14 protein-coding genes, 2 tRNA genes and 1 riboswitch are annotated in these 21,537 nt (G+C 65.7%); of the genes, 6 read left to right on the top strand and 10 right to left on the bottom strand.

Features of this window, described 5'->3' with window-relative positions; all coding sequences use genetic code 11:
• Nucleotides 1–147: 147 nt before the first annotated feature.
• Nucleotides 148–597 (top strand): CBS domain-containing protein, encoded by a 450-nt coding sequence (locus CLU87_RS06135; RefSeq protein WP_015013536.1) that lies wholly within the window; start codon nucleotides 148–150, stop codon nucleotides 595–597.
• A gap of 63 nt (nucleotides 598–660) precedes the next feature.
• Here the strand turns inward: CLU87_RS06135 and CLU87_RS06140 are convergent, their stop codons facing one another.
• The gene (locus CLU87_RS06140) at nucleotides 661–2,898 is read right to left on the bottom strand and encodes an EAL domain-containing protein (protein WP_099729872.1); all 2,238 of its coding nucleotides are present in this window, start codon (nucleotides 2,896–2,898) and stop codon (nucleotides 661–663) included.
• 204 nt (nucleotides 2,899–3,102) lie between these two features.
• Here CLU87_RS06140 and aroC point away from each other — a divergent pair, with 204 nt between their 5' ends.
• Complete coding sequence (aroC, locus tag CLU87_RS06145) at nucleotides 3,103–4,200, top strand: chorismate synthase (protein ID WP_099729873.1); 1,098 nt, start codon at nucleotides 3,103–3,105, stop codon at nucleotides 4,198–4,200.
• Nucleotides 4,201–4,236: 36 nt separating this feature from the next.
• Nucleotides 4,237–6,054: a bifunctional UDP-sugar hydrolase/5'-nucleotidase gene (locus tag CLU87_RS06150; protein WP_099729874.1), complete on the top strand. Its 1,818-nt coding sequence runs from the start codon at nucleotides 4,237–4,239 to the stop codon at nucleotides 6,052–6,054.
• Between the two features lie 45 nt (nucleotides 6,055–6,099).
• On the opposite strand, the gene CLU87_RS06155 is transcribed toward CLU87_RS06150, so the two are convergent.
• The 4 genes from CLU87_RS06155 to CLU87_RS06170 all read right to left on the bottom strand — a co-directional run bounded on the left by CLU87_RS06155 (nucleotide 6,100) and on the right by CLU87_RS06170 (nucleotide 10,110).
• Nucleotides 6,100–7,002, bottom strand: a complete 903-nt coding sequence (locus CLU87_RS06155; RefSeq protein WP_099729875.1) for a DMT family transporter — start codon at nucleotides 7,000–7,002, stop codon at nucleotides 6,100–6,102.
• Nucleotides 7,003–7,272: 270 nt separating this feature from the next.
• Nucleotides 7,273–7,722, bottom strand: coding sequence for a transcriptional regulator NrdR (nrdR, locus tag CLU87_RS06160; RefSeq protein WP_015013541.1), 450 nt, complete (start codon nucleotides 7,720–7,722; stop codon nucleotides 7,273–7,275).
• A 24-nt stretch (nucleotides 7,723–7,746) separates the two neighbouring features.
• On the bottom strand, nucleotides 7,747–8,991 hold the full coding sequence (gene glyA, locus CLU87_RS06165) for a serine hydroxymethyltransferase (RefSeq protein ID WP_056067170.1): 1,245 nt from the start codon (nucleotides 8,989–8,991) through the stop codon (nucleotides 7,747–7,749).
• A gap of 35 nt (nucleotides 8,992–9,026) precedes the next feature.
• Nucleotides 9,027–9,180, bottom strand: a riboswitch (ZMP/ZTP riboswitch).
• Between the two features lie 84 nt (nucleotides 9,181–9,264).
• Complete coding sequence (locus tag CLU87_RS06170) at nucleotides 9,265–10,110, bottom strand: lytic transglycosylase domain-containing protein (protein WP_099729876.1); 846 nt, start codon at nucleotides 10,108–10,110, stop codon at nucleotides 9,265–9,267.
• Nucleotides 10,111–11,062: 952 nt separating this feature from the next.
• Here CLU87_RS06170 and CLU87_RS06175 point away from each other — a divergent pair.
• Nucleotides 11,063–13,843 (top strand): DUF349 domain-containing protein, encoded by a 2,781-nt coding sequence (locus CLU87_RS06175; RefSeq protein ID WP_099729877.1) that lies wholly within the window; start codon nucleotides 11,063–11,065, stop codon nucleotides 13,841–13,843.
• A 150-nt stretch (nucleotides 13,844–13,993) separates the two neighbouring features.
• Here the strand turns inward: CLU87_RS06175 and CLU87_RS06180 are convergent.
• Together CLU87_RS06180 and CLU87_RS06185 are read right to left on the bottom strand one after the other, a co-directional pair.
• Nucleotides 13,994–14,078, bottom strand: a tRNA-Leu gene (locus tag CLU87_RS06180).
• 186 nt (nucleotides 14,079–14,264) lie between these two features.
• Nucleotides 14,265–14,349, bottom strand: a tRNA-Leu gene (locus CLU87_RS06185).
• A 19-nt stretch (nucleotides 14,350–14,368) separates the two neighbouring features.
• On the opposite strand from CLU87_RS06185, the gene rnr reads away from it, so the two are divergent.
• The gene (gene rnr / locus CLU87_RS06190; RefSeq protein WP_099729878.1) at nucleotides 14,369–16,702 is read left to right on the top strand and encodes a ribonuclease R; all 2,334 of its coding nucleotides are present in this window, start codon (nucleotides 14,369–14,371) and stop codon (nucleotides 16,700–16,702) included.
• A 93-nt stretch (nucleotides 16,703–16,795) separates the two neighbouring features.
• Here rnr and CLU87_RS06195 read toward each other — a convergent pair whose 3' ends face one another.
• The gene (locus tag CLU87_RS06195; protein ID WP_099729879.1) at nucleotides 16,796–17,806 is read right to left on the bottom strand and encodes an alpha/beta fold hydrolase; all 1,011 of its coding nucleotides are present in this window, start codon (nucleotides 17,804–17,806) and stop codon (nucleotides 16,796–16,798) included.
• A gap of 122 nt (nucleotides 17,807–17,928) precedes the next feature.
• On the opposite strand from CLU87_RS06195, the gene CLU87_RS06200 reads away from it, so the two are divergent.
• Nucleotides 17,929–18,669 (top strand): AraC family transcriptional regulator, encoded by a 741-nt coding sequence (locus CLU87_RS06200; RefSeq protein ID WP_099729880.1) that lies wholly within the window; start codon nucleotides 17,929–17,931, stop codon nucleotides 18,667–18,669.
• A 3-nt stretch (nucleotides 18,670–18,672) separates the two neighbouring features.
• On the opposite strand, the gene CLU87_RS06205 is transcribed toward CLU87_RS06200, so the two are convergent.
• Nucleotides 18,673–20,202 carry an NAD(P)H-hydrate dehydratase gene (locus CLU87_RS06205; protein WP_099729881.1) on the bottom strand — a complete coding sequence of 510 codons (1,530 nt, stop codon included), beginning with the start codon at nucleotides 20,200–20,202 and terminating at the stop codon, nucleotides 18,673–18,675.
• 100 nt (nucleotides 20,203–20,302) lie between these two features.
• Nucleotides 20,303–21,535 (bottom strand): FAD-dependent oxidoreductase, encoded by a 1,233-nt coding sequence (locus CLU87_RS06210; protein ID WP_099729882.1) that lies wholly within the window; start codon nucleotides 21,533–21,535, stop codon nucleotides 20,303–20,305.
• Nucleotides 21,536–21,537: the final 2 nt, after the last annotated feature.

The following is a 21,537-nucleotide window of genomic DNA, read 5'->3' on the forward strand; positions in this document are numbered from 1 at the left end:
CCATGTTGTCAATGCAGGCGGGCATTGTGGGCTATATTTGCTGACAAACAGCCTGCAGCACCTGGGCAACCCCAGCGGATGTGCTGGTGTGTGCGGGCCCACACATACTCTTTCCGATTCTTCCCGATCCCCCGGAGACTCCGCACCATGAAAGTCAGCGACATCCTTCGCGTCAAAGGCAACACCCTCTACACCGCATCGCCGGACGAGCCGCTGGCGGGTGCCGTGAGCCTGATGGCAGAGCGCGACATTGGCTCGCTGGTGGTGATGGAGCATGGCGACCTGGTGGGCATGCTCACCTTCCGCGAAGTGATCCAGGCGCTGGTCAAGAACGGCGGCAGCGTGGGCACGATGCTGGTGCGCACGGCCATGGACGATGCGCCCCTGACCTGCACGCTTGAAACCGACATGGACGAAGTGCGCCGCATGATGCTGGACCGCCACGCACGCTACATGCCCGTGATGGACCGCCGCATGCTGATGGGCGTGATCAGCTTCTATGACGTGGCCAAGGCCGTGGTGGACAGCCAGAACTTCGAGAACAAGATGCTCAAGGCCTACATCCGGGACTGGCCGGAAGAAGAACCCCGTACCTGAGGTTGTGGGCAGGGCGCGAGGCCCGCGCCCCGGCATGACGGCACAGATGTGCCTCTAGCCAGGTCAGTGATAGGGGCGAGGCGCCTGGGCGCACAGCCAGGCCTCGATCTCATCGGGTGGTAGCGGCTTGCCGAACAGGTAGCCCTGCATGACCGGGCAGCCGTGGGCCTGCAGCCACTGCTGCTGGCCGGTGGTCTCCACCCCCTCGGCCACCACCACCATGCCCAGGCTGTGCGCAATGCTCAGCACCGACACCGTTAGGGCGCGCGCCGTGGCGCTGGTGGTGAGGTCCTGCACAAAAGCCATGTCGAGCTTGAGCTCGCTGATGGGCAGGCGGTGCAGGTAGCTCAGGCTGGAATAGCCGGTGCCGAAGTCATCCAGCGACAGCTTGAAGCCCTGGTGGTGCAGGGCCTCGATGTTCTGCAGCGTGACGGGCCGCGCATCCATCATCACGCTCTCCGTGATCTCCAGCAGCACATCGCTGGCGCGCAGGCCATGGCGCTGCAGCGCATCGCTGATCTCCTGCGCAAACTCCGGCCGGTGGAAGCTGCGGCCCGACAGGTTGATGGCCACGCAGGGCACGTCGTGGCCTGCAGCGCGCCAGGCCGCCAGCTGGCGACAGGCTTCGTCCAGCAGCCACAGGGTCAGCTCATGGATCAGCCCGGCGTCCTCGGCCACGGGGATGAACTGCGACGGCGGCACCATGCCCCACTGCGGGTGGTTCCAGCGCGCCAGAGCCTCCACACCGTGCAAGGTGCCGGGGGAACTGCTGAGAACCTGCGGCTGGTAGTGCAGCGTGAGGCTGCGGTCGGACAGCGCCTGCTGCAGCGCGCGCTCCAGCGAGGCGCGCTCCTGGGCACGGCGGTTCATCTCGGCGCTGAAAAGCTGCAGGCTGTGGCGATGGTCGCTTTTGGCCTGGTGCATGGCCTGGTCGGCATGGCGCAGCAGGGTGTCGATGGTGTCTCCATCGTTCGGAAACATCGCAATGCCGATGCTGGCGTGGGGCACATGGGTCTGCCCGAAGATGTCCAGCGGCTGGGCAATGTCGTGCAGCACGCGCTGGGCGCTTTGCACGGCCTGTTCGGTGGTGCATTCGGAGAGCAGCAGCACGAATTCGTCGCCCGACAGGCGCGCGATCAGGTCACGCGCACGCAGGCCTTGGGTCAGGCGCTGGGCCACCTCGCTCAGCAGCGCATCGCCTGCGGCGTGCCCCTGGGTGTCGTTGATCTGTTTGAATCGGTCCAGATCGAGGAACAGCAGCGCGCCGGTATGGCGCCCCCGCTGCAGGTCGGCCAGCGCCCGCTCTCCGCTGCTGCGAAACAGGGCCCGGTTGGGCAGCCCCGTCAGCACATCAAAAAACGCGAGCTGGTGGATGCGCTCGTGTGTGCTGTTGCGTTCGATGGCCAGCGCACACAGGTGCAGGCATACATCGACAAGGCGCTGATGCAGCGCGTCGGGTGCGCGCGGTTCGCGGAAGTAAAACGCAAAGGTGCCGATCGGCTGGCCCCGGTGGTCGCGAATGGGACTGGACCAGCAGGCGCGCAAACCGCTGTCGGCAAACAGGTCGCGGTAGTCGTCCCAGAGTGGGTCTGTGGCCATGTCGGTGACCACCACGGGCGCATTGCGGAAGGCCGCGGTGCCACACGACCCGGCCGTGGGGCCAATCGCCAGTTCGTCCAGCGCATGACTGATGGTGGGTGGCAGGCTAGGCGCCGCCAGCGGGTGCAGCCGGCCTTGTGCGTCTACCGCCAGGATGGTGGCGGTGACCTCGGGCGCGATGCGTTCGACCTCGCGGCAGACCAGGGCCATCAGCTCCGGCAGGGGCAACTCGTTGACCATGCCCTCCAGCACATGCGTCTGCAGGACCTCGTGCATCTTGGTGAGCGTGATGTCGGTCAGGATCGAAATGCTGCCCCCCGGTCCGCCGGAGCTTTCGTCGGACGCATTGATCACCAAGGACACCCAGCGGGGTTGCCCCGCCTTGCTGTAAAGCAGGGTATCCGTGCGAAAACTGCCTTTGGTCAGCACATTGCCCCGGATGCTTTCGAGCAGGTCCGGGTCGGAGTGGGGGCCCAGCAAGACCTCGCTCAGGTGCCGGCCCAGCACCTCGGCGGGCTGGTATCCAAACAACCGCGTAAATCCTTCATTGATATACACCACACGCTTGGAGCTGTTGGTCATCACCACCGCGTTGTCGCTGGCGTCCAGTGCGCGGCGAAGGGGGGCATCTGCCAGGGCGGCAGTCAGAAGGGTGCGGGAAGGTGATATCGGACCCGGAGAGGGTGGCGCGAGGGCGGGCATGGAGATCCCAAAAATCGATGTTTACATGCTAACAAGCGTCCAGAACCCTGCCAAGCAGGATATGTCATGCCTGTGCAAAGGCGCCACGTATCGGGCGCTTGGTGCCTCGTGGGTGCGGTGACGTAGGAGCTGCGGGGGAGTGCACCTCAGCAAACCGGTGTGGCCGTGCGTCGGGCACCCGGGGCTCTGGGATAATCCCGCCCCATGAGCGGCAACACCATCGGTACCCTATTCGCAGTCACCAACTTTGGTGAATCCCACGGCCCGGCCATTGGCTGCGTGATTGACGGCTGCCCGCCCGGCATGCCGCTCACCGAGGCTGACATCCAGGCCGACCTGGACCGGCGCCGACCTGGCACCAGCCGCCACGTCACGCAGCGCAACGAGCCCGACGCGGTGGAGATCCTCTCTGGCGTGTACGAGGGCAAGACCACCGGCACCCCCATTGCCCTGCTGATCCGCAACACCGACCAGCGCAGCAAGGACTACAGCAACATCGCCGAGAGCTTCCGCCCGGGCCATGCCGACTACGCCTACTGGCACAAGTACGGCATCCGCGACCCGCGCGGCGGCGGCCGGTCTTCCGCCCGCCTGACGGCGCCCACGGTGGCTGCAGGCGCCGTGGCCAAGAAGTGGCTGGCGCAGCAATATGGCGCTGAGTTCCGTGCCTGCATGACGCAGCTGGGCGAGCTGCCCATCCCGTTCGAGAGCTGGGACCATGTGCGCAGCAACCCCTTCTTCGCCCCCGTGGCCGACGTGCAGCAGTACGAGGATTACATGGACGCCCTGCGCAAGGCCGGTGACTCGTGCGGCGCCCGCATCCGGGTGCAGGCCACGGGCGTGCCGGTGGGCCTGGGCGAGCCGCTGTACGACAAGCTCGACGCCGACATTGCCCACGCCATGATGGGTTTGAATGCCGTGAAGGGCGTGGAGATTGGTGCAGGCTTTGCCAGCGTGGCCCACCGGGGCACCATGCACGGCGACTCCATGACGCCGCAGGGCTTTCGCACCAACAACGCCGGTGGCGTGCTGGGCGGCATCAGCACGGGGCAAGACCTGGAGGTGAGCATCGCCATCAAGCCCACCAGCTCCATCATCAGCCCGCGCGAGTCCATCGATATCCACGGCAAGAGCACCGAGGTGATCACCAAGGGCCGCCACGACCCCTGCGTGGGCATTCGCGCCGCGCCGATTGCCGAGGCGCTGCTGGCGCTGGTGGTGATGGAGCACGCGCTGCGCCACCGTGCCCAGTGCGGCGATGTGGTGCCGCCTGTGCCGCCGATCCAGGCCTCGTTTCTGTAACACCAACTCCCACCGTCCCTGAGGCGGTGCCTCTGTATGAGCAACCGCTTGTCCCGGGCCTTCCGTCGCCGGGCTCTGGCCGCCTTGGCCATACCGCTGTGGCTGGCTGGCTGTGGCGGCATGACATCCATCTCGCCCACCGCCCCCCCTGCGGCGGGTAGCGCGCCGGCCCACATCGACATCACCCTCATCGGCTTCAACGACCTGCACGGCAACCTGGAGCCGCCCCACATGGCGCATCGGGTGCAGGGGCCCACGGGACCGGTGCTGGCGCCTGCCGGGGGCATGGCGTATTTCGCCAGTGCCATGGCCGCCCTCAAGGCCCAGTCGCCGCACCATGCGGTGGTGTCGGCGGGTGACATGGTGGGGGCCTCGCCGCTGGTGTCGTCGCTGTTCCTGGACGAGCCCACCATTGAGGCCGTCAACCGCATGCAGATCGACTTCAACGCGGTCGGCAACCACGAGTTTGACCGGGGCTGGCGAGAGCTACTGCGGCTGCAGAACGGTGGCTGCGAGAAGTTCACCTCGCGCGAGCCCTGCCGCATCAGCAAACCGTTCGAGGGCGCTAAGTTTGGCCTGCTGGCCGCCAACACACTGCGCGAGGACGGGCGCACCCTGCTGCCCGCCACGGGGCTCAAGCGGTTCACCGAAGGCGGCGTCACCGTCACCATGGGGTTCATTGGCCTCACGCTGCAGGCCACACCGACCATGGTCAGCCCGTCCGGGGTCGCTGGGCTGCGTTTTGAGGACGAGGCGGCCACGGCCAACGCGCTGATCCCTCAGCTCAAGGCCCAAGGTGCCGATGTGATTGTGGTGGCCATCCATGAAGGCGGGGGCACCACGGCGGGCGTGCAGGAGACCAGCTGCGCAGGTCTGTCTGGCGACATCGTGCCCATCCTGGAGCGCCTGGACCCGGCCGTGGATGTGGTGGTCTCGGGCCACACGCACCAGGCCTATGTGTGCGACTACAGCCGCGTGAACCCGGCCAAGCCGTTTTTGCTGACCAGCGCAGGCCAGTACGGCACGCTGCTCACCGACATCCAGCTGCGCGTGGATACGCAGACCCGCCGTGTGGTGAGCAAGACGGCGCGCAATGTGGTGGTGCAGGGCGAGGCCTTCACGGGCGCCCAGGGGCCGGTGCCGCTGACCACGGCCGTGCCGACGTTCCCTGCGGATCCCGGCGTGCAAAAGATCATCGACACCTACCGCGCTGCCGCCATTCCGCTGGCCCAGCGTCCAGTGGGGCAGGCCCAAGGGGCCATGCGCCGCCAGCCCAACGCGGCGCTGGAGAGCGTGCTGGGCAATCTGGTGGCGGACGCCCAGCTGCTGGCCACACGAGCGCCTGCGGATGGTGGTGCGCAGCTGTCCTTCATGAACCCGGGCGGCCTGCGCGCTGACCTGGTGCCGGATGAGCAAGGGCTGGTGCGTTACGGCCAGCTGTATGCGGTGCAGCCTTTTGGCAACCAGCTGGTGATCAAGACCTTCACGGGTGCGCAGATCCGCGCGGTGCTGGAGCAGCAGTTCGCCAGCGGGGGCAACACCGTGCAGCGGCCCCGGGTGTTGTCGGTGTCCAGCGGGTTCAGTTACCGCTACGACCTGAGCCAGCCCGCCGGGGCGCGCATCAGCCACATGGTGCTGAATGGTGCGCCGGTGACAGACCTGCAGTCCGTGCGTGTGGTGATGAGCAGCTTTCTGGACAGCGGTGGTGACAACTTCACGGTGCTGACGCAAGGCCAGGACCGGCGCGTGGGTGAGCTGGACCTGGATGCGCTGGAGGCGTACTTCCGGCTGCAGAGCCCGGTGGCACCGCCCGCTACCCACCGCATCACCCGCGTTGCGCCTGCCGCGCGCTGAGGAGCACCAAAGGCATTGGGTGCTCGCTGGGTGGGGGGCTGCCGCTTAGCCGTCTGTGCGGCGCAGCGCGCCCAGCCATTGCAGCGGGTTGAAGCCGGTGACCAGTCCGGTCGCCACCAGCACCAGCGCGCCGCCCCAGAGTATGCCCGGCCCCAGTGCCTCGCCCAGAAAGATATGGCCCCAGGCCACGCCGAACAGCGGGATCATGAAGGCGGAACTCATGGCGGCCACGGGCGAGACATGTTTGAGGACCCGCAGGTTGAGCCAGTAGGCGAGCCCCGAGGTCACGATGCCCATCACGGCTACGGCGGCCAGCGCCTCGGGAGTGAAACGTGCGGTGGGCAATGTCCAGGCCGCCCCGGGCAGCAGCAGCACCAGGGCAGCGGCGTGGATGCCGGCCGCGATCGACAGCGGTGACATGCGGGTGGTCGCCCGCTTCATCCAGGTGAGAGACAGGCCGTAGCACGCCGCAGCGGTCACGCACGCGCCTGCCGCAAGCAGTACCGCCGAGGTGGGCGCCACAGGCCCCAGCTGCACGATCAGCGCGACCCCTGCAAAGCCGCAGAGGCAGCCCGCCCATTTGCGCGTGCTCAGCGTGTCTTCCTTCATCCAGGCGGCGGCGATCACGCCAAACGGCACAGCCATGGTGTTCAGCAGAGAGCTGTAGCCCGCAGGCAGGTGCAGGGCTGCCCAGGCGTACAGCAGAAAAGGCGCTGCCACCGTCAGCGCACCCAGCCCCAGCAGTTCCCGCCAGTGGCGCCAGGGCCAAGGCTCACCCACCCAGCGCATGATGCCGATCAGCGTGAGAGTGGCCAGCCCAATGCGCAGCGCGGCCATCACATTCGGACCCAGTACCGGGCTGGCGATGCGGATGAACAAAAAGGAAGCGCCCCACAGGGCAGACAGCAGCACCAGCTGCAGGAAATGGCGGGTTTTCACCGCGCGCATTGTCAGGCACCTGCGCAGTGCTTGCCGGAGTGTTGGATGGCAGTTTTGATGCGAAAACCGCTTGAAGCGCTAGTCCATCATGCCGCGATAGCTATCAAATTGGTAGCTGTTGCAGAGTAGCTTGCGCGACATGCGCAGGGGCCATGGCAGAACCTGGGAGTGCGCAATGTATGCCAACGGTGCCGCGCTCTGCATTGGCCAGACGAGGTAGCAGGGGCGGGGGCTGCAAAGGGGCGGTCATCCGCGTGACGGCCACCCTGGGGGGCGTGGCTACTTGCGCACCTCATCCACCATGGCGCGAAAGTCGTCGATGTCTTCAAAGCTGCGGTACACGCTGGCAAAGCGGATGTAAGCCACCTTGTCGAGCTTCTTGAGCTCACGCATCACCAGCTCGCCAATGCGGCTGGAGATCACTTCGCGCTGGCCCAGGTTGAGCAGCTTTTCTTCGATGCGCTCGATGGCGCTGTCGATCTGGTCGGTGCTGACCGGGCGCTTGCGCAACGCCAGGTTGAAAGAGCCCAGCAGCTTGCTGCGGTCATATTCAATGCGCCGACCGTCTTTTTTGACGATGGCCGGGAAGTTCACTTCCGGCCGCTCATAGGTGGTAAAGCGCTTGTCGCACGCGCCGCACTGGCGGCGGCGGCGGATGAAGACCCCATCCTCAGACACCCGCGTTTCAACAACTTGCGTTTCGAGGTGGCTGCAGAAGGGGCACTTCATGGGCGCTGAGGACCGGCTTGTTGCTTAACGGTAGACCGGGAAACGAGCGGTCAGGGCGTTGACCTTGGCACGCACGGCGGCGATGTTGGCTTCGTCGCGGGGGTTGTCCAGCACGTCGGCAATCAGGTTGGCCGTGATGCGGGCTTCTTCTTCCTTGAAGCCACGCGTGGTCATGGCGGGGGTACCAATGCGCACGCCGCTGGTCACCATCGGCTTTTCTGGGTCGTTGGGGATCGCGTTCTTGTTGATGGTCATGTGGGCGGCGCCCAGCACGGCCTCGGCTTCCTTGCCGGTAATTCCCTTGGCGCGCAGGTCCACCAGCATCACGTGGCTTTGCGTGCCGCCGGACACGATGCGCAGGCCGCGTGCGGTCAGCGTCTCAGCCACGACCTTGGCGTTCTTGGCCACTTGCTCCTGGTAGGCCTTGAACTCGGGCTGCAGCGCTTCCTTGAAGGCTACGGCCTTGGCAGCGATCACGTGCATCAGCGGGCCGCCTTGCAGACCGGGGAAGATGGCGCTGTTGATGGCCTTCTCGTGCTGTGCCTTCATCAGGATGATGCCGCCACGGGGGCCGCGCAGGCTCTTGTGCGTGGTGGATGTGACCACGTCGGCGTGGGGCACGGGGTTGGGGTACACGCCCGCGGCAATCAGGCCGGCGTAGTGGGCCATGTCGACCATGAAGATCGCGCCCACATCCTTGGCCACCTTGGCAAAACGTGCGAAGTCAATGTGCAGGCTGTAGGCCGAGGCACCGGCGATGATCAGCTTGGGCTTGGTCTCGTGCGCCTTTTTCTCCATCGCTTCGTAGTCGATGGCTTCGTTGGCATCCAGGCCATAGGACACCACGTTGAACCACTTGCCAGACATGTTCAGCGGCATGCCGTGCGTCAGGTGGCCGCCTTCGGCCAGGCTCATGCCCATGATGGTGTCGCCGGGCTTCAAGAAGGCCAGGAACACGGCCTCGTTGGCCGATGCGCCGCAGTGAGGCTGCACGTTGGCGGCTTCTGCGCCGAACAGCTGCTTGACCCGGTCGATGGCCAGTTGCTCGGCCACGTCCACATGCTCGCAGCCACCGTAGTAGCGCTTGCCTGGGTAGCCTTCTGCGTATTTGTTGGTCAGCTGGGTGCCCTGTGCCCACATCACGGCGGGGGAGGCGTAGTTCTCGCTGGCGATCAGCTCGATGTGGTGCTCTTGGCGCGCGTTCTCCGCCTGGATGGCAGCAAACAGCTCGGGGTCGGTTTGTTCGACAAGAATTTTGCGGTCGTACATGATTGGCAGTCCTATGAACTTGTGTCCCTTGAAACAAGGGCTGCCCAGGCGAACGGCTGAACGCATGGGGCAGGGCCCCTGCGGCACGCTTCCCAGTGGTTCACAAGAAGTAGGTTCTTGCTGGTTTCCACGTCAGCGGCAACATCCAGTGGCAGGATGCTGCGCCTATCGCCAGTCGCGTACCCCGTTAGTGTAGCCGACACGGCGCCAGTGCCGCACCGTCCGAACCGCTGGGCGCCAGGGTTGTTGGCTGGGTGCCGGGAGCCCGCAGGGTTACAGGCCAGGTGTCAGCAAAGCCACTTTGTCGCTGGCTGCTGCAGGGGCTGTGCTGCGGGGCACCGCTGCGGGGATGCTCTGCACGGGAGCTTGGGTAGACAAGGAGGGTGGAGGGTTGAAAGGCACTGCGCGACCGCCGGCCACCTGGCGCAGGCGTAAATGTTCCGCCATCACCTTGGCGGCATAGCCTCCGTCGTCGGCCATGTTGCCTGCACCCACATAAAAGCGCAGGCCGCCTTCGAGCGAGCCAGCGCGAGCGATGCATTCTTGCAGCACCTTCACACCGACCCGCAGGTTGCTCACCGGGTCAAAAGCTGCAAAGTGACCGCCAAAGTTCTGGTACTTGTCTGTGTGCACGCGGGTCATCACCTGCATGAGCCCTTGTGCGCCCACGGCGCTTTCGGCAAACGGGTTGAAGCTCGACTCGATGGCCATGATGGCCAGGATCAGGGTGGGGTCGATCTTGGCGCGGGTGCCAATCTCGTAGGCCTCGGCCACCAGAGCGCTCAGGGGCTCAGGCGCCACGCGGTACTTTTTGCTGAGCCAGAAGGCCACGGCTGCCTGCTCTTTGGGCAGGTCCTTGGGGTTTACCGCCGTAGCACGCTCGCTGGCTTCTGGCTCGATGGGCATGCCCAGCATTTCAACCTGGCGGGCTTGCAGCCAGTTCATCAGTTGCTCTTCACCAGCCTGGCGCAGATCGGGCCGTGCAGTGAGGGCAATGACGACAAAGGCAACGGCCAAGCCGATGAGGGCGAAGCTGTTGTGGGTGATTTCAAGAAAACCTTCTGTCACGTCGGCCGCGAAGGTTCGCACGCCGGAGACTATTTTTCCTGACGCTGTCATAGCTCTTCCTTTCTGAGGCGGGCCAGTGGAGCGGAGCAGTCGCAGTGGACTGTACTTTGCTGGCAGATCGCCTGGATTGGTACGCCATCAAGTCCGGGCTGCACGTCTGTGGAGTGCTTGGCGCCCTGGATTGACTTAGCCGGGTTCGGCAGCGATTGGGGTTTGTACTAGCCCTGTTTTTGGGGCTGGCGGATTCTAGAAGCTCACTAAATGCATAGTCAATACTAACAAAACTATTTTTAAGACATAAAAATTATGAAAAACATGTGAAAAATCACAGTTTTTGTGGGGGTGAGGGGCTGTTCAGCGCTGTGGGTGGGCCGGTGGTGGCTGACATCACCATGTCAAATTCAATCGGGCTTTTCTCCGCCATTGAGAATCCGATTTGAGTTGGCCGAGTGAGTTTGATAAGGTGGAGGCGCCTGTAGATTTCAGGCATCGCCAGACGAAGCGAAGTCTCCCTCCGAGGGCATTCAGTGCCAAGGTGCAGCAGATGCCGCTTCCATGGCAACCCCTGGAGGCAATACCTTGCCTCCTCGCCATGCGGACCTTTCTCTCCGCATCGCGACCGATGGCAAAGACCGTTGTGTCAGCCGTCAAGCCCGGCGGGCAGGCCCTTCAGGCACTGCTCGTCGGGCTTTCTTACTGGTGCTTCGCCTTGTGGGTGGGCGGCGCTGTCTTATATATAGATAATGGGGGCTGTTCCCTAGAGCGGCGACCCTTCGCCCGGAGTGTCGCGCGGCGTTCTCGCAGAGGTCCTTCAGCGGGGCGGCCTGTCTCGCAGAGCCTTGTGCCAGATCACCTGGCTGGTGTGGATGATGCTCCCCGCCACGGCTTGTTGGCCCAATCCGGTGAAAATAGCCCTTTTGTTGTCCTGGCGTGCGCATGGTGCGGTCGCTCGGGCACGGCCCCAGGCTCTGCGCCAGGGATGCCTTCGTAATCCATTGGATCCATGTTTCCATTTTTTTCCCGCAGCAAAATGTCCGACGCACCTGAAGTGAATCCGGCCCCGGCCAAAACCCACGAGCCGCACCCGCTCGATGCGCTGACCGGCGGCGCTTTTTCTGCCGCTACGTCGGGTGAGCGCGCTTCCCGCATCCGTGACTGGCTGGCCACGCAGCCAGCGCCTGAGCAGCTGCAGGAGGTGTTCAAGGAGTTGAGCGGACGTGACAAGGGCGCAGCCCGCGCCGTGCGCGAACGTTTGGACGAAATCCGCCGTGCCAAGGGGCAAGAGGCTATTGCGGCCGAATGGGCGGACAAGGCCCAGGCACTGCTGGCGGCCCCCAAGCTCAATATTGCAGATGCCCTGGCCTGGCAGCGGGATGCCGCCAAGGCGGGTGCGCCTCTGTCGCGCGAGCCGCTGTCGCTGCTCAAGGTGCAGCTGGCGGACCGTGTGAAGGTCATTGAAGATCTGCAGCACCGCGTGCAGGTGCAGCGCGAGGCCGCTGTGCTGCTGGCGCAGCGCATTGAAGTGCTCTCCACCAAACCCTGGCGTGATGCCCATGCTGCGCTGGAGCTGCTGCGCGCCGATGTCGCGCGCTGGCAGGAGCAGGCCCAGGAGCTCACGGGCGATGCGAGCTGGGCGAGCGTCGAAGCGCGGTTCCCCCCTTTGCTGGATGCCTCTCGCACCCAGTTGCTGGTGGTGTGGGAGGCTTTTCAGCCCGCAGTCGCCCAGGCGGCTGCCGCGGCAGAAGATGTCTCCGCGCCCCTGCCTCCCGTGCCGGTGTGGGCGGACGAATTGCGCGCTGCCCGTGGCCTGCCCACGGAAGCCGCCGCCGCTGCGGCTGCTTCAGCAGCGGCCAGCAAGCCAGCCCGCGTCGCCAAACCCAAGGTGGCGCCAGAGGTGATCGAAAAGGCGCACCAACTGGTGCGCGATGCGCTGGCGACGCTCGAAAAAGAAACCGCCGAAGGCCACGGCAAGGCCAGCGCTGGCGCAGCGGCTGCGCTGCGCGCCGTGCTCAAGGTGCATGGCAAACACATTGACAACGCCCTGGAGCAGCAGGTGCACACGGCGCTGGTGGCTGCCGGTGAGCTGGAAGGCTGGCAACGCTGGAGTGCCGACCAGGTGCGTGAAGACCTGGTGGCCAAGGCCGAAGCGCTGCTCAACCGCCCCGAGGGCCAGGCCCTGGGTGGCCGCAAGATGCAGGAGACCCTGCGCAATCTGCGAGACCAGTGGAAGCAGGCAGACCAGGGTGGTGCGCCTAACCACGCCCTGTGGAAGAAATTTGATGAAGCCTGCAACGCGGCGCACAAGGTGGTCGAGGCCTGGCTGGACAAGATCCGCACTGAAGCGGCCGAGCACAAGGCTCAGCGCCTGGCGCTGATCGAAGAGGTCAAGGCCTGGGCGCAAGAACACGCTGCATCGGGCGACTGGAAGGCCATCAACCGCTCGCTGTATCAGTTCGGCGACCGCTGGCGCGAAGGCGGGCATGTGGGCGAGAAGATTTTTGCAGAGCTGCAGCCCCTGTGGAAACAGGCCATTGCCCTGGCCGCAGCACCCCTGGAGGCTGCACAGAAGGAAAGTCTGGCGCGTCGTCACGCGATGATCGACGAGGCCACAGCCTTGGGCGCGGCACCCGCTTTGCGCATCGATGCCGTCAAGGCGTTGCAACAGCGCTGGCAGGCTGAGGCACAGACCGTGCCGCTGGACCGCAAGCACGAGCAAAAGCTGTGGGACGCTTTCCGCAAGCCTATTGATGAAGCGTTCAACCGCAAGTCGGCGGATCGTGACCGTGCTGTCACCGAACTGAGTGCGCGGGACCGCGTCGTTCTGGACGCCTCCAAGGCCCTGGAAGCTGCCAACGCCACGGGTGATGCGCAGCAGATCCGTGCCGCGATGCAGGCGCTGGAGGCTGCATTGCGCGGCCAGGCCCAGGCGGCTGAAGCGGTCGCCACGGCCAACAAGGATGCCCAGTCGCATGCTGAAGCGCAGGCGAATGCTGCTCCGGCTGCTCCAGCTGCTACTGAAATTGCAGCAGAGGCCTCTGCCGAGGCTGCGGAAGGTGGTGACACCGCTGCAGCCGCGCCCGCGCCGACACCTGCAGCCCCCAAGCCTGTCGCAAGACCTGTCGTGGCGGTGCGTGGGGATGATCGCCCTGGCATGAAGAAAGACGCTCCGGTGGCCCTCGGCCGTGGTGCGCGACCCGGAGACCGCCGCGATGGTCGTCCTGGCGACCGTGACGGTGCCCGCGGCCCACGCAGTGATGGCCGCATGGGCGATCGCGCTGACCGTGGAGGCCGTTTTGGTGATCGTCCAGCCTTCGAGGACCGTGGCCCTCGCTTGGGGGACACGGCATTCCGTGCTCAGCGCGAGGCGATGGAGCACGCGCAGCTGGCTCTGAAGAAGTTGGCTGCACAGGCCCACGGCGAAGCCTTGACCCAGCTGTTGACCGCATGGGAAAAGCGCGATGCTGCGCTGGTACCCGGCACGCAAGATTTGGGTTCGGGTGTGACGGCGTCGGTGCGCAGTGCCTGGACACAGGCATTGTCGGCTGCGCCCAAGGGCGATGCGGCAGAAGCGCTGCTGCGCCTTGAAATGGCGGCCGAGGCCCCAACCCCTGCCGAGCACATTGCTGCGCGGCGGATGTTGCAACTGCAGTTGCTGACGCGCCGCAACGACCCTGCGCCCACCCAGACCTGGGGCCAGGATGTGGCGCGCGTGCTGGCGAGCAATAGCGATGCGGCGAACGCACGCCGTTTGCAGAACGTGCTCAAGACGCTGCTGCGCAAGTAGTTGAAGGGCTGGGGCGCGCGCCGCGGCGCGTGTACCCTCAGGGCAGCAGACAGAACGAAAAACGAGACCGCTGGCGGTCTCGTTTTTTTCTTTGCTTTGATGGTTTGAAAACAAAAAAGCCGTTGCGGATGCAACGGCTTTTTATATGTTTGGTGCCCAGGAGAGGACTCGAACCTCCACGATGTTACTCGCTAGTACCTGAAACTAGTGCGTCTACCAATTCCGCCACCTGGGCTTTCAGATCAGCCTCGAATTATAGGACAAGAAATTCGGGCTTCTGGAGAGTTTTCAAAAAAATGTGCCATCGGCTCAAAAATCTTTGGCCGCAGCAGAGCGCGCAAAACATATCAGCAAATAAAAAAGCCGCTGGGTGTACAGCGGCTTCGATATTTTGAAAACCATCGCTGGTTCTCGTTAAACTTGGTGCCCAGGAGAGGACTCGAACCTCCACGATGTTACTCGCTAGTACCTGAAACTAGTGCGTCTACCAATTCCGCCACCTGGGCATTTCAGGAAAGACTAAGATTGTATAACAAAAAATCCACCCCCGGCACGCAGCCAGCCACACATTTGTCGCAAGAGATCGAAGGCAGCGTGCAAGGGCACCGTGATGGACACGGTTTCGTCATCCGCGACGATGGCGAAGGCGACATCTATATTCCCCCGAACGAAATGCGCGCAGTCCTGCACAAGGACCGTGTGCGCGTGCGCATCGTGCGCCAGGACCGCCGTGGCCGTCCCGAAGGCCGCGTTGTGGAAATCATCGAGCGTCCACCCCAGCCCATCATCGGCCGACTGCTGCAGGAAAGCGGTGTGTGGCTCGTGGCTCCCGAAGACAAGCGCTATGGCCAGGATGTACTGATCCCCAAGGGCGCCACGGGCGCCGCGAAGCCCGGGCAGGTCGTGGTGGTTGAGCTGACAGAACCTCCGGCCCTGTTCGGCCAGCCTGTGGGGCGTATCACCGAAGTGCTCGGTGAAGTGGACGACCCTGGCATGGAGATTGAGATCGCGGTGCGCAAGTACGGCGTGCCACACGAGTTCTCTGCCGAGTGTCTCGCCCAGGCCAAGGATCTGCCCGACAAGGTGCGCGCGCAGGACAAGAAACGCCGCGTGGACTTGACCGATGTGCCATTGGTCACCATCGACGGCGAAGACGCGCGCGACTTCGACGATGCCGTGTACTGCGAGCCCGCCAAGGTCGGCCGCAGCAAGGGCTGGCGTCTGCTGGTGGCGATTGCCGACGTGAGCCACTATGTGGAAACGGGCAGCGCCATCGACATCGATGCCTACGACCGTGCCACCAGCGTGTACTTTCCGCGCCGCGTGATCCCCATGCTGCCCGAGAAGCTCAGCAACGGGCTCTGCTCGCTCAATCCCGAGGTGGAGCGCCTGTGCATGGTCTGCGACATGCTGGTCACCGCCAAGGGTGAGGTGCACGCGTACCAGTTCTACCCGGCCGTGATGTTCAGCCACGCGCGCTTCACGTACACCGAGGTCGCAGCCATCCTGGCCAATACGCGCGGGCCGGAAGCCAGCAAGCGCAAGGACCGCGTCAAGGACCTGCTCAACCTGCATGACGTGTACCGTGCGCTGCTCATCGCGCGCCAGGCGCGCGGCGCCGTGGACTTCGAGACCACCGAGACGCAAATTGTGTGTGACGAAAACGGCCGCATCGAAAAGATCGTGCCGCGCACCCGCAACGACGCGCACAAGCTCATCGAGGAAGCCATGCTGGCCGCCAACGTGTGCAGCGCCGACTTCATTGCACAGGGTGGCCAGCCGGGCCTGTTCCGCGTGCACGAAGGCCCCACGCCCGAGAAGCAGGAGATCCTGCGCAACTACCTCAAGGCCATGGCTGTGGGCATGACGATTGGCGACGACCCCAAGCCGGGCGACTTCCAGGCGATTGCTACGGCGACCAAGGATCGGCCCGACGCACAGCAGATCCACACCATGCTGCTGCGCTCCATGCAGCAGGCCATCTACACGCCCATCAACAGCGGCCACTTCGGCCTGGCGTTCGATGCCTACACCCATTTCACCAGCCCCATTCGTCGGTATCCCGACTTGCTGGTGCACCGGGTCATCAAGGCCATCCTGAGCAAGACGAAGTACGCGCTGCCGTCCTTGCCCACACCCGGCGAAGCCCATGCCAAGCTGGCCAAACGTCTGGCTGCGCGTGTGGCCGCACCTGGCACCAAGCCACGCAAGGATGTGAAACCGCCCAGCCGCGACACCCAGGCCTGGGAGGCCGCCGGCCTGCACTGCAGTGCCAACGAGCGCCGCGCCGACGAGGCCAGCCGCGATGTGGAAGCCTGGCTCAAGTGCAAGTACATGCGCGAGCACCTGGGCGAGGAATACAGTGGCGTGGTCAGTGCTGCGACGAGCTTCGGCATCTTCGTGACGCTGGACGCGATGTACGTCGAGGGGCTGGTGCACATCACCGAATTGGGCGGCGAATACTTCAAGTTCGACGAGGCGCGCCAGGAGCTGCGCGGCGAGCGCACCGGCATCCGCTACGCCATCGGCGCGCGGGTGCGGGTGCAGGTGAGCCGTGTGGATCTGGACGGGCGCAAGATCGACTTCCGCCTGGTGCGCGAAGGCGAGGAGCTGCTGGGCCGCGCGCTCAAGGACAAGGGTGTGGGCACCGAGGGGGCTGGTGGTGGCGCCCGCAAGGCGGGTGGTCGGTCCGGCGGACGCAAAGCCGACAAGGCCGCAGGTCCATCTGCCACCGAGCAGGCAGGCCTGACCCGCGAGCGGGCCGCGCGTTCGCCGATCCAGTCGCTCAAAGCCTCGGTCAAGAAGGCGGTGGCGGGTAAGTCCAGCAAAGGCAAAGCGCGCAAGCCACGCCGCGGCTGAGGTCGTCGAGCTGGTGGACCAATGCCCTCCAGCTCGTCTCATCATTGCTATTTAATTGATAGCTGCAAGCGCATGTAGAACATGCGCTTGCGGCTATTTTTTATTTAAGTGTGCATGTTTGGCGGCTTGAGGGGCGCTCGATTGCTCCAGAAAGCGCGCATACCGTTGTGCCGTGTCGGCGGGGGCTTCCATCATGGGCAGGTGCCCGATGCCAGGCAGTGCGGCGATGTGTGCCTGCGGAAGCAGCTTCTGCACCGTCTGAAGGCCGCTTCGGTTGAACACGCGGTCGCTGTCGCCCCACAGGAACAGGGTGGGGTGCTGCTGCAGGCGGGCCAGGTGTTGTTCCAGCAGATAGCGGTCTTTCAGTTGCGCGTCCCACAGGCGGGTGTTGGATGCAGCGTTGCGCAGCGCGTCCTGCTCGGAGGCATGCAGGATGGGGTAGGGCAGGAAGGGGCGCTTTTCAAACACCAACTCCATCATCGCTTTGAAGGCGGTGGCATCGTGGGCCACCAGCGGGCGTTGCCCGGCGTCGATGAGGCGGTCCATGGTGCTGGGCTGGGGCGAGCGTATGCCGTGGGGCGCGCCGATGAAGGCCACGCTGGCTACGCGCTCGGGGTACCGCAGGGCAAAGAGCGCTGCGATCGTGCCACCCATCGAGTTGCCAGCCAGATGCACTTGCGCCAAGCCGAGTACATCCAGAAACGCGGCGAGGCGCGTCACGTGGGCGGCATAGTCGTAGGCTTGGTCATCGCGCCGCGTGCTTTCGCCAAAGCCCGCGATATCTGGGGCAATCACCCGGTACTGGCCGGTGAGGGGGCGCGCAAAATCGACCCAATGGTCCTTCTCCGCAAAAATGCCGTGCAGCAGAACAATGGGCGTTCCAGCATCTGCTCCACTGCCGACGGCCAGCGCGGGGTTTGGGGGCGTGCCGTTGTCTAGGTAGTGGATGGTGTGCATCGCCGCGTTGGTGGTTTTTTCTTCCAGGCCAGACAGATGGCGATTGGCCCTGAGCAGGGGCTCTTTGAACAGTGAAGGGGCCCCGTAGTAGAGGCCGGCTGTGCCCAGTACCAGTGCCGTTGCAACAGAAATAGCGATGCGTTTCAAGAAGCGTTCTCCAGGGATATGGCTGCGTACACGTCAGGGGCTCTGCTTGCACACCGGCAGGCCCCCCGGCGGGAGAGGCAAGGCTACGGAGATCTCGGTAAAAAAACTTGTAGGTTTGGGCTATGCCGGCACGCAACACACTGACCCTGGGCACTGACCGCGCGCTCTACGTCGGAGAGATCCCGGCCACGGGCTGGCACTGCCATGCATCGCCGGTGCTGCTGATGGGGCTCTCGGGCCGGTTTGCGGTGCACTGGGGGGCAGGGCGTGTGGAGACCTGCCACAGCGCGTTGGTCGATGCCGGGGTGGAGCACCTGTTCGACCCCTGTGGTGAAGTGGTGGCGCTGGTGTATCTGGAGCCGGATTCGGCGCAGGCGCGCGGCCTGCGGGGGCTGTTCGGGCAAGAGGGGGGTGTGGTGGTGGACGTTGCAGTCCCTGTGGGTGCGCGCAGTGCCATGGAGGGTTATCTGCATCACTTCGACCTGCCCGCCTTGCTGCGGTGCCCGCTCGATAGCGAGGTGGCGCCGCTCGACCCACGTGTCGTCCGCAGCCTGCATGTGCTGCGCCATCCGCAGGCGGGGCGGGTGGCACGGGGTGACTTGGCCTCGGGCGTACAGCTTTCGGCATCGCGTTTCAACCACCTGTTTCGCGCCGAGATGGGCGTGAGCTTGCGCAGCTACCGCGTCTGGTCCCAGGTGCGGTTGGCGATGGCGGGGCTGGCGGTCAGCCCGCGCCTGACCGACGCGGCGCTACATGGCGAGTTTTCTGATTCGGCCCACTTCAGCCGCATGTTCCGGCAGACCTTTGGCATGACACCGTCGAGCGTGCTCAAGCCGCTCAAGAAGGTGACCTTGCTGGCCTGAGGCTCAGCTTCCGCCCACGCGCCGCGCCAGCGCGCTGGCCGTCAGCGCCTGGCGCGCCGGCCAATCATCAGCCGCCTGGCCATGCTGGTACACCGCTTCACTCGCAGCGCGCAAGGCGCTGGCACCGGCGGCCAGGTGGGCGCCCACCATGCCTGCCAGCACATCGCCCGTACCCGCCGTGGCCAGCCGCGCATTGCCCGTGGGGTTGATGGCCGGGACGCGGTCGGGTGCAGCGATCACGGTGCCCGAGCCCTTGAGCACGGCCACGCAGTTGAACTGGTTGGCCAGTTGCTGCGCGGCATCCAGCCGGTGGGCCTGGACCTCGGCCGTGGTCAGGCCCAGCAGGCGAGCAGCCTCCAGCGGGTGCGGTGTGAGCACCGTGGGTTGCCCGTGCTGTCCGCGTGCCACCACCAGCGCGTGCAGTGCGGCCTGGGTGGCGATGGTGTTGAGCGCGTCGGCATCCAGCACCAGCCGGGCCGCGCGGGTGATGACTTCGGGCAGCACGCGTGTGATGGCCTGCCCGCCACCACAGCCGCATACCACGGTGAGCTGTTCGAGCGCGAGGGCGTCAAAGCGGCGGAACATCAACTCGGGCTGCTGCAGGTCCAGTTGCAGATGCCCATCGTCCAGCAGGGCCACCAGCACCCGGCCCGCGCCGCTGTGCAGGGCCGCCGAGGCCGCGAGCAGGGCGGCGCCCGCCATGCCCATGCCCCGCGCTGCCAGTCCTTCGCCACCCACCACGGCCACGTCGCCATAGCTGCCCTTGTGGCTGGCATGGGTGCGGAGGGCGGGCAGGGCGGGGCCGGAGAGCCAGGCGTTGGGCGGCTCATGCTCGGGTTCTACGCCCAGATCATCCAGCCAGACCTGGCCTGCTGCGTCCCGCCCGGCAGCGGTGAACAGGCCGGGCTTGAGGGTGAGCAGACTCAGCGTGTGGCGTGGCGGGGGCGCTTGGTGGTGCGGGTGGGGTGGGGTGTCGGGCGCCAGGCCCGCGGCAAACTGGCCGGTGTCCGCGTCCAGCCCGCTGGGCAGGTCCACGGCCAGCACGGGGGCCGGGCTGCGGTGCAGGGTTTGCAGGCAGGCCTGGAGCCTTGCGTCGGGCGCGCGTGCGGGGCTGTGGGGTGACGAAGAGACGCCAATGCCCAGCAGCGCATCAATGCACAGATCGTTGGCCCCCAGATCGTCGGGGGCAGTGTCTGCCCAGGATACGCCCGCATCCCGTGCGCGCTGCCAGGAGGCCCTGGCATCCGCCGGGGCCGTATCGGGCTGGCCCAGCCAGGTCACGACCACTCTGCGGCCATTGCGCTGCAGGTGCATGGCAGCCTCCAACCCGTCACCCCCGTTGTTACCGGGGCCGCAGGCAATCCACACGGTGCCTGCGTGGGGTGCCAGCGCCTGGGCCAGTTGCGCGACGGCCAGGCCGGCGCGCTGCATGAGCGTGTGCGGGGGCAGGGCGGCTGCCGCCGCTTTTTCCAGGCGGCGAGTGGCGGCCGTGTTGAACAGGGGATAAGGCTGGTGGGCGGTGATGCGGTGCATGGGCTGCAGGGGGCAAGGGCTGCTGCCAGCGGCAGCGCGCCTGCCATTGTGCGCCGACGCCCCGTGCGGGCAAAGCGCAGGCGGGCCTGTGAACAGGCTCTTAGAACCGCCGCATGCCCAGCCCGTCCAGCGACACCTCGGGTTCCCGCTGCGCGATCAGGTCGGCCAGTGCCCGCGCGCTGCCGCAGGCCAGGGCCCAGCCGCCAGCGCCATGGCCAGTGTTGAGCCACAGGCCCGGCACGCCGCTGGCGCCCACCACCGGGGCACCGTCGGGCAGCATGGTGCGGGCACCGCGCCAGATCTGCAGGTTGGATGAAAGCTGCGCGCCCCCGGGGAACCAGTCGTTCAGCGTGCGGTACAGGCGCTGCAGTGTGGGGGTGTGGTGCTCGGCATCGGCCCCGGCCAGTTCAGCGCCACCGGCAATGCGCACGCGCTGGCCCAGGCGGGTGATGGAGATTTGCTGGCCCGCATCCACCACGCTGGCGCGGGGGGCGTGGGTGGATTCGCGCAGTGGGGCGCTCACGGAGTAGCCGTACACCGCCGCCATGGACAGCCCCAGGCCCAGTGCGGGCAGCAGCGTGGCCGATGCCATGCCGGCGCACAGCACCACGGCATCAAAGCGGCGCAGGTCCGTTTCGCCCTGCAGCACCACGCCCGTGGGGCTGGTGCCGACGCGGTCTACGCGGGTGTTGAACACAAACTGCACCCCCGCACCCTGGATGCCCTGGCGCAGCAACTGTGCAAACAGACGGCAGTTGCCGGCGCGTGCATCGGGCAGGTGGATCGCGCCGGCCAGCGGGGCTTCGGGCGAGAGGCCAGGCTCGATCTGGCGCGCCACATCGGCGTCGATCTCACGCAGGGCCACGCCGCTGTCGCGCAGCACTTGCAGCGCGGGCTGCAGGCGGGCGCGGTCTTCTTCAGTGCGCAGCAGCACCAGGCGGCCGTCGCTGGCTTCAAAGTCCAGCTCATGCTGGTTCGCAATAGCCTGTAGTCGAGCTTGGCTGTATTGCGCCAGGCGTTCGACCGCGGCGGCCGGGGCGCTGTGGCTGCGCGCCATGCTGCGCCAGCGCCGCAGCCAGGCCCAGTTGGCGCGGGTCAGGCCGCCAGCCAGCCGCAGGGTGGCCTGTGTCCCCATCAGTCGCAGCGGCTGGCCGAATCCCGGCAGCGCCCAGGGGCTGAGCAGGTGGGGCGCCAGCAGCCCGGCGGTGGCAAAGCTGGCCTCTTCGGCGGCCGCACTGCGTTGTTCAAACACCGTGACTTCGTGGCCGTCGCTGGCCAGTTCGTACGCGGTGGTGACGCCGACAATGCCGGCGCCCACGATGGCAATCTTCATGA

The organism is Acidovorax sp. 59 (genome assembly GCF_002754175.1).
Taxonomy (GTDB): domain Bacteria; phylum Pseudomonadota; class Gammaproteobacteria; order Burkholderiales; family Burkholderiaceae_C; genus Acidovorax; species Acidovorax delafieldii.

Bases quoted from the DNA above. Each gene is read 5' to 3' on its own strand.
- CLU87_RS06210 (WP_099729882.1), bottom strand. From the start codon at position 21,535: ATGAAGATTGCCATCGTGGGCGCCGGCATTGTCGGCGTCACCACCGCG.
- aroC (WP_099729873.1), top strand. From the start codon at position 3,103: ATGAGCGGCAACACCATCGGTACCCTATTCGCAGTCACCAACTTTGGT.
- CLU87_RS06170 (WP_099729876.1), bottom strand. From the start codon at position 10,110: ATGACAGCGTCAGGAAAAATAGTCTCCGGCGTGCGAACCTTCGCGGCC.
- CLU87_RS06175 (WP_099729877.1), top strand. From the start codon at position 11,063: ATGTTTCCATTTTTTTCCCGCAGCAAAATGTCCGACGCACCTGAAGTG.
- CLU87_RS06155 (WP_099729875.1), bottom strand. From the start codon at position 7,002: ATGCGCGCGGTGAAAACCCGCCATTTCCTGCAGCTGGTGCTGCTGTCT.
- glyA (WP_056067170.1), bottom strand. From the start codon at position 8,991: ATGTACGACCGCAAAATTCTTGTCGAACAAACCGACCCCGAGCTGTTT.
- nrdR (WP_015013541.1), bottom strand. From the start codon at position 7,722: ATGAAGTGCCCCTTCTGCAGCCACCTCGAAACGCAAGTTGTTGAAACG.
- CLU87_RS06135 (WP_015013536.1), top strand. From the start codon at position 148: ATGAAAGTCAGCGACATCCTTCGCGTCAAAGGCAACACCCTCTACACC.
- CLU87_RS06205 (WP_099729881.1), bottom strand. From the start codon at position 20,202: ATGCACCGCATCACCGCCCACCAGCCTTATCCCCTGTTCAACACGGCC.
- CLU87_RS06200 (WP_099729880.1), top strand. From the start codon at position 17,929: ATGCCGGCACGCAACACACTGACCCTGGGCACTGACCGCGCGCTCTAC.
- CLU87_RS06140 (WP_099729872.1), bottom strand. From the start codon at position 2,898: ATGCCCGCCCTCGCGCCACCCTCTCCGGGTCCGATATCACCTTCCCGC.
- CLU87_RS06150 (WP_099729874.1), top strand. From the start codon at position 4,237: ATGAGCAACCGCTTGTCCCGGGCCTTCCGTCGCCGGGCTCTGGCCGCC.